Source organism: Kaistia nematophila (genome assembly GCF_026343855.1).
In the GTDB taxonomy this organism is placed as follows: Bacteria; Pseudomonadota; Alphaproteobacteria; order Rhizobiales; family Kaistiaceae; genus Kaistia; species Kaistia nematophila.
On the sequence record NZ_JAPKNK010000001.1, the window covers coordinates 793,416 to 809,282 of the forward strand.

14 protein-coding genes are annotated in these 15,867 nt (G+C 66.1%); 9 read left to right on the forward strand and 5 right to left on the reverse strand.

Annotation, left to right across the window (positions count from 1 at the left end):
• The first annotated feature begins 288 nt into the window (after window positions 1-288).
• Together OSH07_RS03600 and preA are read left to right on the forward strand one after the other, a co-directional pair.
• Complete coding sequence (locus tag OSH07_RS03600; RefSeq protein ID WP_266337223.1) at window positions 289-1,653, forward strand: NAD(P)-dependent oxidoreductase; 1,365 nt, start codon at window positions 289-291, stop codon at window positions 1,651-1,653.
• 9 nt (window positions 1,654-1,662) lie between these two features.
• Window positions 1,663-2,985: an NAD-dependent dihydropyrimidine dehydrogenase subunit PreA gene (gene preA, locus OSH07_RS03605; protein ID WP_266337224.1), complete on the forward strand. Its 1,323-nt coding sequence runs from the start codon at window positions 1,663-1,665 to the stop codon at window positions 2,983-2,985.
• Here the strand turns inward: preA and glsA are convergent, their stop codons facing one another.
• Together glsA and OSH07_RS03615 are read right to left on the reverse strand one after the other, a co-directional pair.
• Window positions 2,986-4,854, reverse strand: coding sequence for a glutaminase A (gene glsA, locus OSH07_RS03610; RefSeq protein WP_266337225.1), 1,869 nt, complete (start codon window positions 4,852-4,854; stop codon window positions 2,986-2,988).
• 130 nt (window positions 4,855-4,984) lie between these two features.
• Complete coding sequence (locus OSH07_RS03615) at window positions 4,985-5,878, reverse strand: LysR family transcriptional regulator (RefSeq protein WP_266337226.1); 894 nt, start codon at window positions 5,876-5,878, stop codon at window positions 4,985-4,987.
• Window positions 5,879-6,002: 124 nt separating this feature from the next.
• Between OSH07_RS03615 and OSH07_RS03620 the strand changes: the two genes are divergently transcribed.
• Both OSH07_RS03620 and OSH07_RS03625 read left to right on the forward strand, forming a co-directional pair.
• Window positions 6,003-6,560 carry an ester cyclase gene (locus OSH07_RS03620; protein ID WP_266337227.1) on the forward strand — a complete coding sequence of 186 codons (558 nt, stop codon included), beginning with the start codon at window positions 6,003-6,005 and terminating at the stop codon, window positions 6,558-6,560.
• Window positions 6,561-6,620: 60 nt separating this feature from the next.
• Window positions 6,621-7,274, forward strand: a complete 654-nt coding sequence (locus tag OSH07_RS03625; RefSeq protein ID WP_266337228.1) for an alpha/beta hydrolase family protein — start codon at window positions 6,621-6,623, stop codon at window positions 7,272-7,274.
• Window positions 7,275-7,284: 10 nt separating this feature from the next.
• Here OSH07_RS03625 and OSH07_RS03630 read toward each other — a convergent pair whose 3' ends face one another.
• Together OSH07_RS03630 and OSH07_RS03635 are read right to left on the reverse strand one after the other, a co-directional pair.
• Window positions 7,285-7,935 (reverse strand): TetR family transcriptional regulator C-terminal domain-containing protein, encoded by a 651-nt coding sequence (locus OSH07_RS03630; RefSeq protein WP_266337229.1) that lies wholly within the window; start codon window positions 7,933-7,935, stop codon window positions 7,285-7,287.
• 123 nt (window positions 7,936-8,058) lie between these two features.
• The gene (locus OSH07_RS03635; RefSeq protein ID WP_266337230.1) at window positions 8,059-8,622 is read right to left on the reverse strand and encodes a cupin domain-containing protein; all 564 of its coding nucleotides are present in this window, start codon (window positions 8,620-8,622) and stop codon (window positions 8,059-8,061) included.
• A gap of 122 nt (window positions 8,623-8,744) precedes the next feature.
• Here OSH07_RS03635 and aptA point away from each other — a divergent pair, with 122 nt between their 5' ends.
• The 5 genes from aptA to OSH07_RS03660 all read left to right on the forward strand — a co-directional run bounded on the left by aptA (window position 8,745) and on the right by OSH07_RS03660 (window position 15,367).
• A complete protein-coding gene (gene aptA, locus OSH07_RS03640; RefSeq protein ID WP_266337231.1) occupies window positions 8,745-10,067 on the forward strand; it encodes an omega-aminotransferase AptA in 1,323 nt (440 codons plus the stop codon).
• An 18-nt stretch (window positions 10,068-10,085) separates the two neighbouring features.
• Complete coding sequence (locus OSH07_RS03645; protein ID WP_277614109.1) at window positions 10,086-11,594, forward strand: CoA-acylating methylmalonate-semialdehyde dehydrogenase; 1,509 nt, start codon at window positions 10,086-10,088, stop codon at window positions 11,592-11,594.
• Between the two features lie 158 nt (window positions 11,595-11,752).
• Window positions 11,753-13,003, forward strand: a complete 1,251-nt coding sequence (locus OSH07_RS03650) for a Zn-dependent hydrolase (RefSeq protein ID WP_266337232.1) — start codon at window positions 11,753-11,755, stop codon at window positions 13,001-13,003.
• 59 nt (window positions 13,004-13,062) lie between these two features.
• Complete coding sequence (gene hydA, locus OSH07_RS03655; protein ID WP_266337233.1) at window positions 13,063-14,520, forward strand: dihydropyrimidinase; 1,458 nt, start codon at window positions 13,063-13,065, stop codon at window positions 14,518-14,520.
• 7 nt (window positions 14,521-14,527) lie between these two features.
• Window positions 14,528-15,367: an ABC transporter ATP-binding protein gene (locus OSH07_RS03660; protein WP_266337234.1), complete on the forward strand. Its 840-nt coding sequence runs from the start codon at window positions 14,528-14,530 to the stop codon at window positions 15,365-15,367.
• A 67-nt stretch (window positions 15,368-15,434) separates the two neighbouring features.
• Here OSH07_RS03660 and OSH07_RS03665 read toward each other — a convergent pair whose 3' ends face one another.
• Window positions 15,435-15,860, reverse strand: coding sequence for a cupin domain-containing protein (locus OSH07_RS03665; RefSeq protein WP_266337235.1), 426 nt, complete (start codon window positions 15,858-15,860; stop codon window positions 15,435-15,437).
• Window positions 15,861-15,867: the final 7 nt, after the last annotated feature.

Sequence of the window (15,867 nt, forward strand, 5' to 3'; positions counted from 1 at the left end):
GAGCGGAGGCGAATGCCTCGTATGGCGTCAATCGACTCCGAGGGCGGCACCGCGGTTTCGCTGGGCTTCACGATGCTGGCGCGAACTTGTGCATCCGGCAGATTGGAACGGCTCAAATCAAGCCTTGACGAGCTTTCGAGAATTTGTCCAGATGATCAAGCTTTTGAACCGCAGCCCCGACAACCAGAAAAACGAGGGGTGGGCCGCGGGACAGCGTCGACCGGCGGGCGGACGCCTGCCGTACCATGGGAACCCGGGGCCATGTGGCCGGTAGGGAGGGATCAGCGTATGCCGTCGCATCTGCCGGACATCGCATCGGGCCGTCTGTCGCCCGACGAATATGCCGCCAACTTTCTCGACATCCACCCGCCGCTCGACCATCACCAGGCCGTCGTCGAAGCGGATCGCTGCTATTTCTGCTACGACGCGCCCTGCGTGAAGGCGTGTCCGACCTCGATCGACATTCCGCTCTTCATCCGCCAGATCCTGACCGACAATCCCGAAGGCTCGGCCGAGACGATCCTGTCGCAGAATATCCTTGGCGGCATGTGCGCCCGCGTCTGCCCGACGGAGACGCTGTGCGAAGAGGCCTGCGTCCGCGAGGAAGCGGAGGGCAAGCCGGTCAAGATCGGCCTGCTGCAGCGTTATGCGACCGATGTCCTGATGGAAGAGCGCGGCGAGCAGCCTTTTGCGCGCGCTCCCTCGACCGGCAAGCGCGTCGCCGTGGTCGGCGCCGGTCCCGCCGGGCTTGCCGCCGCCCATCGCCTCGCCATGCACGGCCATGACGTCGTCATCTACGACGCGCGGCCGAAGGCCGGCGGCCTCAACGAATACGGCATCGCCGCCTACAAGGCTCCCGACGACTTCGCGCAGAAGGAAGTCGACTTCGTGCTGTCGATCGGCGGCATCGCCGTCGAGCACGGCAAGGCGATCGGCCGTGACGTCAGCCTGGCCGAGCTGCGCGGCAGCTTCGATGCCGTCTTTCTCGGCATGGGGCTTGCCGGCGTCAACGCGCTCGGCCTCGACGGCGAGGATCTCGCCGGCGTCGCCGACGCGGTCGACTATATCGCCGAACTGCGCCAGGCCGCCGATCTCTCGACCCTGCCGGTCGGCGCCCGTGTCGTCGTGGTCGGCGGCGGCATGACGGCGATCGATGTCGCCGTGCAGTCGAAGCGCCTCGGCGCAAGGGAAGTCACCGTCGTCTACCGGCGCGGCCAGGAGAAGATGGGCGCTTCGGAATATGAGCAGGACCTGGCCCAGACAGATGGCGTCGTCATCCGCCACAACGCCAGGCCGAAGCGCCTCCTCACCGAGGCGGGCCGGCTCGCGGCGATCGAGTTCGAGGAAACGCGCGACGAGGGCGGCAGGCTGGTAGGCACGGGCGCCACCTTCACGCTCGCCGCCGACACGGTGTTCAAGGCCATCGGCCAGACCCTCGTTCCCGCAGCTTTGAACGGATCGGCCGAGACGATCGCGCTCGATGGTGGCAAGATCCGTGTCGACGAGGAAAGGCGCACGACGCTTCCCGGCGTCTGGGCCGGCGGTGATTGCGCCGCCACCGGAGAGGATCTGACGGTCGCCGCCGTCGCCGACGGCCGGATCGCCGCCGAATCCATTCATCTCGCGCTCTCGACCCCGTCCGTCGCGGCCTAGGAGGAACCCATGGCCAATCTCGCGTCCAGTTTTGTCGGCATCAAGTCGCCCAATCCGTTCTGGCTGGCCTCCGCGCCGCCCACCGACAAGGCCTACAACGTCGTCCGCGCCTTCAAGGATGGCTGGGGCGGCGTCGTCTGGAAGACGCTCGGCACCGATCCGCCGGTCGTCAATGTCTCCGGCCCGCGCTATGGCGCGATCCATTCGAACGACCGCCGCCTGATCGGCCTCAACAATATCGAGCTGATCACCGACCGGCCGCTCGAGGTGAACCTGCGCGAGATCAAGGAGGTCAAGCGCGACTGGCCGGACCGGGCGCTGGTCGTCTCGCTGATGGTTCCCTGCGAGGAGCACTACTGGAAGGACATCCTCGCCAAGGTCGAGGAAACCGAGGCGGACGGCGTCGAGCTCAATTTCGGCTGCCCGCACGGCATGAGCGAACGCGGCATGGGCGCCGCCGTCGGCCAGGTGCCGGAATATGTCGAGATGGTCACGCGCTGGTGCAAGCAGCACACCCGCATGCCTGTCATCGTCAAGCTGACGCCCAACATCTCCGACATCCGCACCTCGGCCCGCGCCGCGCATCGGGGCGGCGCCGACGCGGTGTCGCTGATCAACACCATCAACTCGATCATCGGCGTCGACATCGACAATTTCGCGCCGATCCCGACGGTCGACGGCAAGGGCAGCCATGGCGGGTATTGCGGCCCGGCGGTGAAGCCGATCGCCCTCAACATGACGGCCGAAATTGCCCGCGACCCGCAGACCCGCGGCCTGCCGATCTCCGGCATCGGCGGCATCACCACCTGGCGCGATGCGGTCGAGTTCATGACGCTCGGCGCCGGCAACGTCCAGGTCTGCACCGCCGCCATGACCTATGGCTTCCGCATCGTGCAGGAGATGATCTCGGGCCTGTCGAGCTACATGGACAAGCACGGCTTCACCTCGATCGACGACATCGTCGGCCGGGCGGTCGGCAACGTCACCGACTGGCAGTATCTGAACCTGAACTACGTGGCGAAAGCGAAGATCGACCAGGACGCCTGCATCAAGTGCGGCCGCTGCCACATCGCCTGCGAGGACACTTCGCACCAGGCGATTACGTCGATGGTCGACGGCGCCCGGCATTTCGAGGTGATCGACGCCGAATGCGTCGGCTGCAACCTCTGCGTCAATGTCTGCCCGGTCGAGAACTGCATCACGATGGAACCGATGGTTTCGGGCGTTGACCCGCGTACCGGCTTCCCGATCACCGGTGAATACGCCAACTGGACGACGCACAAGAACAACCCGATGGCGAAGGCCTTCGTGCCGGCCGAGCCGGCGGAATGATCACTGCTCCAGCGCGCGGATCTCGTCATTCGCGCGCCGGAGGCGTTCCGAGAAGTCACGCATCATATTGGCGTAGATCGTCGTGAGCACATGCGGGTGGGTGCGGCCCAGTTCATGGATCGCGTCGACGGAAAAGCCGTAGCAGACCACCCGCTCGTTCGCGACGACATCGGCCGAGCGGGTGCCGCCGTCGAGCAGCGCCATTTCACCGAAGGACAGGCCCGGGCCCATCGAGGCGATGCGGAGGTTCTGGTGCGTTGCCTGCACGGCGTCGGCCAGTTCGACCGTGACCGTGCCGCGCGCGATGACGAAGAAGAGCCGTGCCGGGTCGCCGGTGCGGATGATGCGGTCGCCGGCCTCGAAGATCATCGGCCGCGCCAGCGCCTCCAGCAGCCTGAGGTCGTCGCGCGCCAGCGATTTGAAGATGTGCAGCTCCGAGAGCGAGAAGCGGGTGGCGTCGAACTGGATTCCCGCCTCGGCGATGACGGCGTTCTCGCACCATTCGAGCGCCGCGTCGCGATGCTCGAAGATCTGTTCGGGCAGCGCCTGCTCCATCGCCTCGTGCAGCGTGGCCAGCGCGGGCTGGTGGGCGAGGTGGGAAATCAGCAGCTTGCGGCCGGTTTCGTTGAACGCGCCCGCCAGCCGCGCCAGCAATTGCGACGCCGCCTCGTCGGCGCTCGGCACGCGGCGGAAATCGAGGATCACGTGGCTGGTCGTCGACTGGACGTCGCCGATCCGGCGGATCAGCCGCTCGGCCGAGCCGAAGAACAGGGGGCCCTGCACCTCGATGATGCAGATCCGGCGCCCGGTCTCGCTGAGCAGCCGTCGCTCCAGCGGGTTGCGGGCGCGCTTCGAATGGATGATGTCGCCATAGAGTTCGCGCCGGATCACCGTGCTGGTCGAGACATGGCTGCGGAAGATGTTGAGGCGGAAATCCTGGGCGATTTCCTTGCAGGCGGCGACGCCGCGCACGCTGTTGCCGTGCTGGTCGATCGGCGGCGAGAACACGGCGATGCCGAGCTGGCCCGGAATGACGGCGAGGATCGAACCGGCGACGCCGCTCTTGGCCGGGATGCCGACGTCGTAGGACCATTGGCCAGCATAGTTATACATACCGCACGTGTTCATCACGGTCAGGATATCCGAGACATATTCGGTCGCGATCACGCGCTCGCCGCTCAGCGGGTTGACGCCGTCATTCGCCAGCGTCGCCGCCATCACCGCGAGGTCGCGGGCGGTGACGCGCACGGCGCACTGGCGGAAATAGACGTCGAGTATGTCCTCCGGCGCGCGGCGGATCATGCCCGAGTTCAGCATCATATAGGCGATGGCCCGGTTGCGGTGCCCCGTCTCCAGCTCGGAGCGGTAGACCTGTTCGTCGATCGATAGCCGCCTGCCGGCGAGGCGCGAGAACAGGGTCAGCATATTCTGCGCGCGCTCCGCCGGGGTGGCGCCCTTGATCGTCTCGGCAATGGCGATCGCCCCGGCATTGACCATCGGGTTGAAGGGGCGGTTATGGACCTCGTCCAGCACGATCGAGTTGAAGGCTTCGCCGGTCGGCTCGACGCCGACGCGTTGCAGGATGGCCTCGCGGCCATGCCGCTCCAGCGCATAACCATAGACGAACGGCTTCGACACCGACTGGATCGTGAACTCGACATCCGCATCGCCAGCCGAATAGGTCTTGCCGTCAATCGTCGCGATGGCGATGCCGCAGAGTTTCGGATCGGCCTTGGCAAGTTCCGGTATGTAGGACGCCACGGCGCCGCCGGAGAGATGGCTGATGCGGAAATGAAGTTCGGCGAGATAGTCGGATACGAGGCCGCTGGAGGGTATTTCGCCTTCACCGGACACAAACGTACGAAGCATCAGCACTCTCCCCGCGATAATGTCGCCGCTGGATCATGCAATTCGTGCGCCAGTACTTGGGGGCGAATTGGCGGACACTTTGGCAGGCGCCTCGGCCCGGACGAGGCTGATGGAAACCAGACGGAGAGTCTCAGTCCGCGGGCGACAGGCTTTTGCTTCCGGCCCGGATCGCGGCGACCAGGACATCCAGCGTCGCGCGGATGCGCGGGGTGCGGCGCAGGTCCTCGTGCACGCCAAGCCAGATCCCCCGCGCCGGTGGCGGCGTCGGGGGACGCAGCCGCTTCAGATTGGCGTGGCGGTCGGCAAGATAGCGCGGCAGGCAGGCGAGGCCCAATCCGGCGCAGCAGGCCTGCAGCTGGACATAGCGGCTGTCGGCCAGCAGCCCCGGCGTCGCGGCATTCGCCGTCGCGCGCAACCAGAGCGCCTCCGGCACGTTCGCTAGGTCGTCCTGCAAGGTGATCAGCCGATGCCCCGCCGCGCCGTCGGACCAGTCGGGCATCGCCCGCTCCGCCAGATAGCGAGTCGAGGCATAGAGCCCGAACGCCATGTCGGCGACCCGCTGCACCACGGCCCGGTGCTGTTCGAACGTCGCCAGGCGGATGGCGATGTCCGCTTCGCGCCGCGCCAGGCTCAGCGCCCGGTTGTCGGTGATCAGTTCGACCGCGATGCCGGGAAAGCGCTCCTGCAACTGCGCGAGCGCCGGCGCGATCATCTCCGAGCCGAAGGCCTCGACCGTCGTGATGCGCACCAGTCCCTCGAGGCGGATGTCCTCGCCGCCGATCGTCCGCTCGATCGCCAGCGCCTCGGCCTCCATGCGTTCGACGGTCGGGAGGATGGCCTCGCCGGCGGATGTCAGCACGAAGCCGGCCGGCGTGCGCTGCAGCAGCTTGGCGCCGATCCGCTCATGCAAGGCCTCGAGCCGTCGGCCCATCGTGGTCTGGCTGACCCCGAGCGCGCGAGCGCCGGCGGAGAGATTGCCTTCCCTCGCTATGGCGAGAAAGGTCTTCAGGTCTTCCCAGTCCATGCGGATGCCTCAACGTTTTTGCAGGATCGATCTGCTTCAATTGGCAATATCGCAGAGGTCCGTCCGGGTGCAACCTCCTGCCGTGGCCTGGCCAGTACGGCCGCCGCCCAACAGGAGATCGATGATGACCCTCACGACCAACCGCCGCATGGCTGCCCTCGTGCTTGGCCTCGGCCTCGCCCTCGGCGCCGCCGCTCCCGCCATTGCGGCTTCGGATGATGGAGAGGCGCTCGCGCGCTACCGCACGGCAGAGAAGATCGCCAAGGCCCATCTGGCGACGTTCGACACGCTCGATTTCGACGTGTTCTCGAACCAGGAATGGGACCGGCTCAAGGAAAGCCATAGCGCCGACGTGCTGGTCCATTGGCCGGACGGTCACACCACCAAGGGAATCGACCGGCACATCGCCGATCTCAAGGCGATGTTCGTCTATGCTCCCGACACCCGCATCAAGGAGCATCCCGTGCGGGTTGGCGACGGCGAATGGACGGCCGTCACAGGCATCATGGAGGGCACCTTCACCAAGCCGATGCCGACGCCCAATGGCGAGATCGCGCCGACCGGAAAGAGCTTCAAGCTGCCGATGGCGACCGTCAGCCACTGGAAGAACGGCACGATGGACGAAGAGTACCTGTTCTGGGACAACCAGACCTACATGACGCAGCTCGGTCTCGCGAAGTAGCGCCGGCCGGTCCGCTGAATTCCATTCCGACAATCGGCCCGTCCCGCTGGAGGCCAGAACATGTCCGTCACGCGTCACCCCCTCGATCCGCTCGCGCTCCGGATCGGCGCCGCGGCGCCGCGCCATCTCGTCGTGCTGCTGCACGGGGTCGGCGCGATGGCGGACGAGCTGCTCCCGGTCGCGCAGATGCTCTGCGCGACCGACGAAAGCCGCGCCTGCATCCTCCTGGGCGGGCCGGACCCGTTCAGCGGTGGCGGACCCGGCCGCCAGTGGTTCTCGATCGTTGGTATTACCGAGGCCAATCGCGGGCCGCGCGTCGCCGAGGCCCTGTCGTCGTTGACGCCGCGCCTCGCGGCGCTCGCCGCTGCCGAGGGAATAGCGCCGGCCGACCTGGCGCTGCTCGGCTTCAGCCAGGGCGCCATCCTGACACTGGCGATGGCGGCGGCCGGCCAAGCCTTCGGTCACGGCATCGCGCTTGCCGGACGTTTTGGCGGGCCGGTCGGCGCCGCGACGGCGCAATCGCCGCGCCTGCTGCTGAGCCATGGCGCCGACGACCGGGTGATCCCGATCGCCGAGGGCAGGGACGCCGCGGCGCGGTTCCAGGCGGCCGGATTCGATACGGCCTTTCTTCCTCTCGGTGGGCTCGGCCACAGCATCGCGCGCGAGCAGGTCGACGCGGCGGTCGCCTTCCTGGCGCGCGAGGCGGCCGCCTGAGGTTGTCGCCTCAGGCTTTCGGCAGCAGGCCGCTCAGGAAGATATCCTCCAGCGTTCGCGTCGCCGTGTCGAAATGGCGGTTATCGTCGGCGGCCTCGCCCAGCATCGCCCGCACCTGCACCTCGAAATCGGCATAGTGCTGCGTCGTCGCCCAGATCATGAAGATCAGGTGATAGGGGTCGATCGGGGCGAGGCGTCCCTCGTCGACCCAGCGCCGGATCACCGCCGCCTTGCTGTCGACCAGAGTCTTCAGGCGGTTGTTCAGCAGCGTGCCGATGACGGGCGCGCCCTGCAGCACCTCGATCGCGTAGAGCCGCGAGGCCTTGGGATTGTCGCGCGAGATCTCCAGCTTGCGGTCGATATAGGCGCGGATCTCGGTGATCGGGTCGTCGCCTTCGCCCAGCGTCTCCAGCGGCTGCAGCCATAGTTCCAGCGTGCGGCTCAGGATGGCGAGGTAGATGTCGTCCTTGCGGCGGAAATAGTAGAGCAGGTTCGGCTTGGTCATGCCGGCGAGCTCGGCGATCTGGTCGACGGTGGCGCCGCGCAGGCCGTAGGTCGAGAAGATCTCCAGAGCCGCGTCGAGAATGCGCTCCTCGTTCTCTTCCTGGATGCGCGTCCGCTTCTTGGTCTGGCTGGCGCGCGCGGTGTTCGCAGGTGTCATGACGGTGGTCGAGTCTCCCGTTCGTTCCCCATGGCGCGCCTGTCATCCGGTCCCTCTGCCATTCGAGTGGGACTTTCGGTCGATTCCGGCTCGATTTCAATGGCTTCGCCGCGCGTCGGCGGCTCAGAAGCTCGGCGGCGTGCAGGCGGAGACGAGCTCCAGGTCGTCCTCGCCGATATTCTTGAAGGCGTGCGGTTTGCGGCTGTCGAAGAAGTAGGCGTCGCCGGGGTTGAGCTCGTAGCGCCGGCCGTCGACTTCCAGCAGCATGCGGCCGCGGATGATCAGGCCCGCTTCCTCGCCCTGGTGCGACAGCATCGCCTTGCCGGAGACCGCGCCCGGCTTGTAGCGCTCATGCAGCATCTGCAGCGAACGTCCCTCGAGATTGCCGCCGACCTGGCGGAACGAGATCTTGCCGCCGGCGATCTCCTTGAGTTCCGAGGCGCGGAACACCACCGGCTCCACCGCCGGCTTCGCCTCGGCGAAGAACTCGGAAAGGCTGAGCGGGATGCCGGCCAGGATCTGCCGCAGTCCCGAGACGGAGGGGCTGATCCGGTTCGCCTCGATCATCGACACGGTCGCGTTCGACACGCCCGCGCGCTTGGCGAGCGCGCGCTGCGACAGGCCGTGGCGGATCCGCAGTTCGCGCAGTCGCGCGCCGACGTCGATATCGAAATTCGAGGCGTTCATGTGTTCAATATAAAGAACAGTATTAACGGTTGCAACGAATTGACCGGCCTAGACCCTGCGGCTACGTTCATAAAAATGACCGGCCCCGCCAGGAAGACGGCCGCATGAGGACCCCCGAAAAAATGACAAGCGCGCAGTATTCGAACAACCTCGAAGCCTTCTGGATGCCGTTCACGGCGAACCGCCAGTTCAAGCAGAACCCGCGCATGCTGGTCGGCGCCAAGGACATGCACTACACCTCGGCGGACGGTCGCCAGATCCTCGACGGCACGGCCGGCCTTTGGTGCGTCAATGCCGGCCACGGCCGGACCAAGATCGTCGAGGCGGTGTCGAAGCAGGTTGCCGAGCTCGACTATGCGCCGGCCTTCCAGATGGGCCATCCGAAGGCGTTCGAACTGGCCGCGCGTCTCGCGGCGATGATGCCGAAGCCGCTCGACCACGTCTTCTTCACCAATTCGGGCTCGGAATCGGTCGATACGGCGCTGAAGATCGCGCTCGCCTATCACCGCGCCAAGGGCAACGGCACCAAGTACCGCCTGCTCGGGCGTGAGCGCGGCTATCACGGCGTCGGCTTCGGCGGTATCTCGGTCGGCGGCATCTCCGGCAACCGCAAGACCTTCGGCACCATGCTGACCGGCGTCGACCACATCCGCCATACGCATGACCCCGCCCGCAACGCCTTCTCGCGCGGCCAGCCGGAGTTCGGCGCCGAATTCGCCGACGACCTGGAAAAGGTCATCGCGCTGCATGACGCCTCCAATATCGCCGCACTGATCGTCGAGCCGGTCGCCTGCTCGACCGGCGTGCTGGTGCCGCCGAAGGGCTATCTGAAGCGCCTGCGCGAGATCTGCGACAAGCATGACATCCTGCTGATCTTCGACGAGGTCATCACCGGCTTCGGCCGTCTCGGCACGCCGTTCGCCGTCGATTATTTCGACGTCATCCCCGATCTCGTCACCACCGCCAAGGGCCTGACCAGCGGCGTCGTGCCGATGGGCGCCGTGTTCTGCTCGTCCAAGATCTACGACGCGTTCATGGATGCGCCGGAGAACACGATCGAGCTGTTCCACGGCTACACCTATTCGGCCCATCCGGTTGCCTGCGCCGCCTCGCTCGCCACCCTCGACGTCTATGCCGAGGAAGGCCTGCTGACGCGTGTTTCCGAGATTGCCCAATATTGGGAAGACGCGCTGCACAGCCTGAAGGGCCTGCCGCACGTCATCGACATCCGTAATCTCGGCCTGATCGGCGCGATCGAGCTGGAATCGATCCCCGGCGCCCCGACGAAACGCGCCTTCCAGGCTTTCCTGAAGGCCTATGAGCGCAATCTATTGATCCGCACGACCGGCGACATCATCGCGCTGTCGCCGCCGCTGGTCATCGAGAAGAGCCAGATCGACGAAATCTTCGACACGCTTTCGGGCGTGCTGAAGGAAATCGACTGAGAAGCGCGGGAGGAAACCATGGACGCGATCAGTCTGAACACCATCCCCAATCTGGTTGACGGCAAGCCGTCGCTTTCGGCGTCGACGCGCAGCCAGCCGGTCTACAACCCCGCCACCGGCGAGCCGGTGGCGACGCTGCCGCTCTCGACCTCGGCCGAGCTCGATGCCGCCGTCGCCTCGGCCAAGGCGGCGTTCCCGGCCTGGGCCGATACGCCGCCGATGAAGCGCGCCCGCGTGATGTTCAAGTTCAAGGACCTGCTGGAACAGAACGCCGACCGCATCGCCCGCGCCATCTCGGCCGAGCACGGCAAGACCCATGACGACGCGCTCGGCGAAGTGCAGCGCGGCCTCGAGGTCGTCGAGTTCGCCTGCGGAATCCCGCATCTGCTGAAGGGCGAATATTCGAAGAATGTCGGCCCGGCGATTGACACCTATTCCGACCGCCAGGCGCTCGGCGTCGTCGCCGGCATCACGCCGTTCAACTTCCCCTGCATGGTGCCGCTCTGGATGTATCCGGTGGCGATCGCCTGCGGCAACACCTTCATCCTGAAGCCGTCGGAGCGTGATCCCGGCGCGGCGATGCTGACGGCCGAGCTGCTGCACGAGGCCGGCCTGCCGCCGGGCGTGCTGAATGTCGTGCATGGCGACAAGGAGGTCGTCGACGCGATCCTGCATCATCCCGACATCAAGGCGGTTTCCTTCGTCGGTTCGACGCCGATCGCGCAATATGTCTATGCGACGGGAACGGCGGCCGGAAAGCGGGTTCAGGCGCTCGGCGGCGCCAAGAACCATCTGGTGGTGATGCCGGATGCCGATATGGACAAGGTCGCCGATGCGCTGATGGGTGCGGGCTACGGTTCGGCCGGCGAGCGCTGCATGGCGGTCTCGGTGGCGGTGCCTGTCGGCCAGAAGACGGCCGACGCGCTGATCGAAACGCTGGCGCCGCGCGTCCGCGCGCTGAAGATCGGCCCGGCGACGGATCGCGACGCCGAGATGGGGCCGCTGGTCACGAAGCAGCACATGGAGAAGGTACTCGGTTATATCGACAAGGGCGTCGCCGAGGGAGCCAGGCTCGTGGTCGACGGCCGCGGCTTCAAGCTGCAGGGCTACGAAAACGGCTACTTCGTCGGTGGCACGCTTTTTGATCATGTGGACAAGGATATGACGATCTACCGCGAGGAGATCTTCGGTCCCGTGCTCTCCGTGCTCCGCGCCAACTCCTATGCCGATGCCCTCGAACTCATCAATGCCCACGAATATGGCAACGGCACCGCGATCTTCACCCGCGACGGCGACGCCGCGCGCTCCTTCGCCGACAAGGTCGAGGCGGGCATGGTGGGCGTCAACGTGCCGATTCCGGTTCCGGTCGCCTATCATTCGTTCGGCGGCTGGAAGCGGTCGATCTTTGGCGATCACGCCATCTACGGACCGGAGGGCGTGCATTTCTATACGCGCCTGAAGACGGTGACGACCCGCTGGCCGGACGGGATCAAGTCCGGCGCGGTCTTCAACTTCCCGACGATGTGACTAAGGTGTCGTCGGGACGGTTCTCACGAGTTCGCATCGCCGCTTCGGCGGCGATGCTTTCGGCCGCGTCGCGCCTCGGCGCCGCGGATGACTGCGAGTTTTCTCCCGCCCCGGCCGGAAGAAACGGCCGGGAGCCCTAACGACGAAAGACGACATGCATGACGGCCCCGACCGATAATCTCCGCATCAATGGCGAACGCCTCTGGGACAGCTTGATGGAGATGGCCAAGGTCGGGCCGGGCATCGCGGGCGGCAACAACCGCCAGACGCTGACCGATGCCGACGCCGAGGGACGCAAGCTGTTCCAGGCATGGTGCGAGGCGGCGGGCATGACGCTCGGCGTCGACAAGATGGGCACCATGTTCGCGACGCGGCCGGGCACCGACCCGGAGGCGCTGCCCGTCTATATCGGCAGCCATCTCGATACCCAGCCGACCGGCGGCAAGTATGACGGCGTTCTCGGCGTGCTGGCGGGTCTCGAGGTGATCCGAAGCCTGAATGACCTCGGCATCAAGACGAAGCATCCGGTCGTCGTCACCAACTGGACCAATGAAGAGGGCGCCCGCTTCGCCCCGGCCATGCTCGCTTCCGGCGTCTTCGCCGGCGCCATTCCGATCGACTACGCCTATTCCCGTAGGGATCCCGAGGGCCTCGCCTTCGGCGATGAACTGAAGCGGATCGGCTGGGTCGGCGACGAGGAAGTCGGCGCCCGCAAGATGCACGCCTATTTCGAGTATCACATCGAGCAGGGCCCGATCCTCGAGGCCGAGCAGAAGCAGATCGGCGTCGTCACGCATTGCCAGGGCCTGTGGTGGCTCGAGGTGACGCTGACCGGCCGCGAGGCGCATACCGGCTCGACGCCGATGAACCTGCGCGTCAATGCCGGCTTCGCCATGGCGCGCATCTTCGAGATGGTGCAGCAGGTCGCGATGGAGAACCAGCCGGGTGCCGTCGGCGGCGTCGGCCAGGTGTTCTTCACCCCCAATTCGCGCAACGTGCTCCCGGGCAAGGTCGTCTTCACGATCGACATCCGGACGCCCGAGCTTGCCAAGCTGAACGCCATGCGCGCACGGATCGAGAAGGAAGCCGCCGCGATCGCCGAGGCGCTCGGCGTCGGCTCTGCGATCGAGGCGGTCGGCCATTTCGATCCCGTCACCTTCGACCCGACCCTGGTCGGCCGCGTGCGCGGCGCGGCCGAGCGGCTCGGCTACAGCCACATGGATATCATCTCCGGCGCGGGCCATGATGCCTGCTGGACGGCCAAGGTGGCGCCGACGACGATGATCATGTGCCCATGCGTCGGCGGATTGTCGCATAATGAGGCAGAGGAGATCAGCCCGGAATGGGCGGCGGCCGGAGCCGACGTGCTGCTGCACGCCGTGCTGGAGACCGCGGAAATCGCCGGCTGAGCCGGACCTAAAAACAATGGGCTGGCAAAGCCGGCCACGAGACCAGAGGGAATTTCACCATGTCGACGGTAATCAAGGGCGGAACCATCGTAGCGGCGGACCGCAGCTACGAGGCTGACATCCTCATCGAAGGCGAGACCATCAAGGCGATCGGGCCGGACCTCGCCGGCGACACGGTCGTCGATGCGTCGGGCGCCTACATCATCCCCGGCGGCATCGACCCGCACACCCATCTGGAAATGCCCTTCATGGGCACGACGGCGGCCGAGACCTGGGAAAGCGGCACTTTCGCCGCCCTTTCCGGCGGCACCACGACTGTGGTCGATTTCGTCATTCCCGGCGAGGCCGGTATGCTGGCCGCGCTGGAGGAATGGGAAGGCCGCGCCACGCGCCAAGCCTCGTCCGACTATTCCTACCACATGTGCGTCACCGGCTGGTCGGAGAAGCATTTCGACGACATGGCCAAGGTGGTCGACCGCGGCATCAACACCTTCAAGCACTTCATGGCCTACAAGGGCGCGCTGATGGTGAACGACGACGAGATGTTCGCGTCGTTCCAGCGCTGCGCCGCGCTCGGTGCGCTGCCGCTGGTGCACGCCGAGAACGGCGACATCGTCGCGGCCCTGCAGCAGAAATATCTCGCCGAAGGCACGACCGGGCCGGAGGGCCACGCCTTCTCGCGGCCGCCGGAAGTCGAGGGCGAGGCGACCAACCGCGCCATCATGATCGCCGACGCCGCCGGCGTGCCGGTCTATATCGTCCATGTCTCCTGCGAGCAGAGCCACGAGGCGATCCGCCGGGCCCGGCAGAAGGGCATGCGCGTCTATGGCGAGCCGCTGATCCAGCACCTGACGCTGGACGAGAGCGAATATTTCAACCGCGACTGGGATTATGCGGCGAGGCGCGTGATGTCGCCGCCCTTCCGCAACAAGCTGCACCAGGACAGCCTCTGGGCCGGTCTCGCGGCCGGTTCGCTGCAGGTGGTCGCCACCGACCATTGCGCCTTCACCACCGAGCAGAAGCGCTTCGGCCTCGGCAATTTCGCCAAGATCCCGAACGGCACCGGCGGTGTCGAGGACCGGCTCTCCGTGCTCTGGACCAAGGGAGTCGAGACCGGCCGGCTGACGCCGAACGAGTTCGTCGCCGCGACCTCGACCAACATCGCGCAGATCCTCAACATCTACCCGCAGAAGGGCGCGATCCTGCCAGGATCGGATGCCGACCTCGTCGTCTGGGATCCGAAGCTCTCGAAGACGATTTCCGCCGCCAACCAGAAATCCATCATCGATTACAATGTCTTCGAGGGATTCCAGGTCAACGGACTGCCGCGTTACACGCTGTCGCGCGGCGAGATCGTCTGGGCCGATGGCCAGAACTCGCAGCCGCAGCCCGGCCGCGGCAAGTTCATCCGGCGCAAGCCGTTCCCGGCCGTCAACGCGGCGCTGTCGAAGTGGAAGGAAGTGACGGCGCCGCGCGCGGTCAACCGCTCGCCCGAGCATATGCCGATCGGCGTTTGAGGGCGGGATGAGCGCCGTGTTCAAGCCTTTCGAGGAAAGAGCCGACGGTCAGCAAAACGCCGCGAACGCCGCATCCGTCATCGATATTCGTGGGCTTTCGCTCACTTTCGAGACGAATGACGGGCCGGTTCAGGCGCTGTCCAACATCGACCTGGACGTGAAGCGGGGCGATTTCGTCTCCTTCATCGGTCCTTCGGGTTGCGGCAAGACCACGCTGCTCCGGGTCATCGCCGATCTCGAGCAGCCGACCGGCGGGTCGATCACCGTCAACCGCGTCTCGCCGGAGGAGGCGCGGCTCGCCCGCGCCTATGGCTATGTGTTTCAGGCTGCAGCGCTTTATCCCTGGCGGACGATCGCCAGGAACGTCGCGCTGCCGCTCGAGATCATGGGATTGCCCAAGGCCGAGCGCGAGCGGCGGATCGCCGACAATCTGGCGCTGGTCAATCTCGCCGGCTTCGAGAAGAAATATCCTTGGCAGCTTTCCGGCGGCATGCAGCAGCGTGCCTCGATCGCCCGTGCGCTTGCGGTCGAGCCCGAGCTGCTGCTCATGGACGAACCCTTTGGCGCGCTTGACGAAATCGTCCGCGACCACCTGAACGAACAGCTCCTGAAGCTCTGGGCCAAGACGCAGAAGACCGTCGTCTTCGTCACCCATTCGATCCCGGAGGCCGTCTTCCTCTCGACCAAGATCGTCGTGATGTCGCCGCGGCCGGGCCGCGTCACCGACGTGATCGATTGCGGCTTTCCGCGCGACCGCACGCTCGACATCCGCGAGACGCCGGAATTCCTGGAGGTCGCCGCCCGCGTCCGCAACGGCCTGAGGGCGGGACACTCCTATGAGGACTGAAGCGCGCCGCCGTCGCCGTGCGAGGGTTAACACGCCTCTTGCGTGTAAACCCTCCGTTAGCCTTGCGTCAGCGCGGCACCAGGCTTTCGAGCTCCGGCAGCAGGACGACGCTTTCCTGCTCGTTCGGATCGGTGCGGGCGATGATCGCGACGCAGGGTTCTGTGCCGCGATTGGCGGGCAGATGCGGCATGTCGGCGGGGATGTAGAACATCTCGCCGGCCTTGACGACGACATGGTGCTCCAGCCGCTCCCCATACCAGGTGTCGGCCTCGCCGGCGATCATGTAGATCGCCGTCTCGTGATGCTCATGCTTGTGGGCGCTGGCGCGGCCGCCGGGCGGGATGGTCAGGAGGTTCATGCAGATGCCGGTCGAGCCGACCGACTCCGCCGTGATCCCCTCGATGTAGTCGAAGCCCTGCTTGCCGGCGTAGCTCTCGTTCGGCCGGATGATCCGGCATGTCGGCCTGCTCGTCTCTTTGGTCGTCGCGCTCATTTCGTTT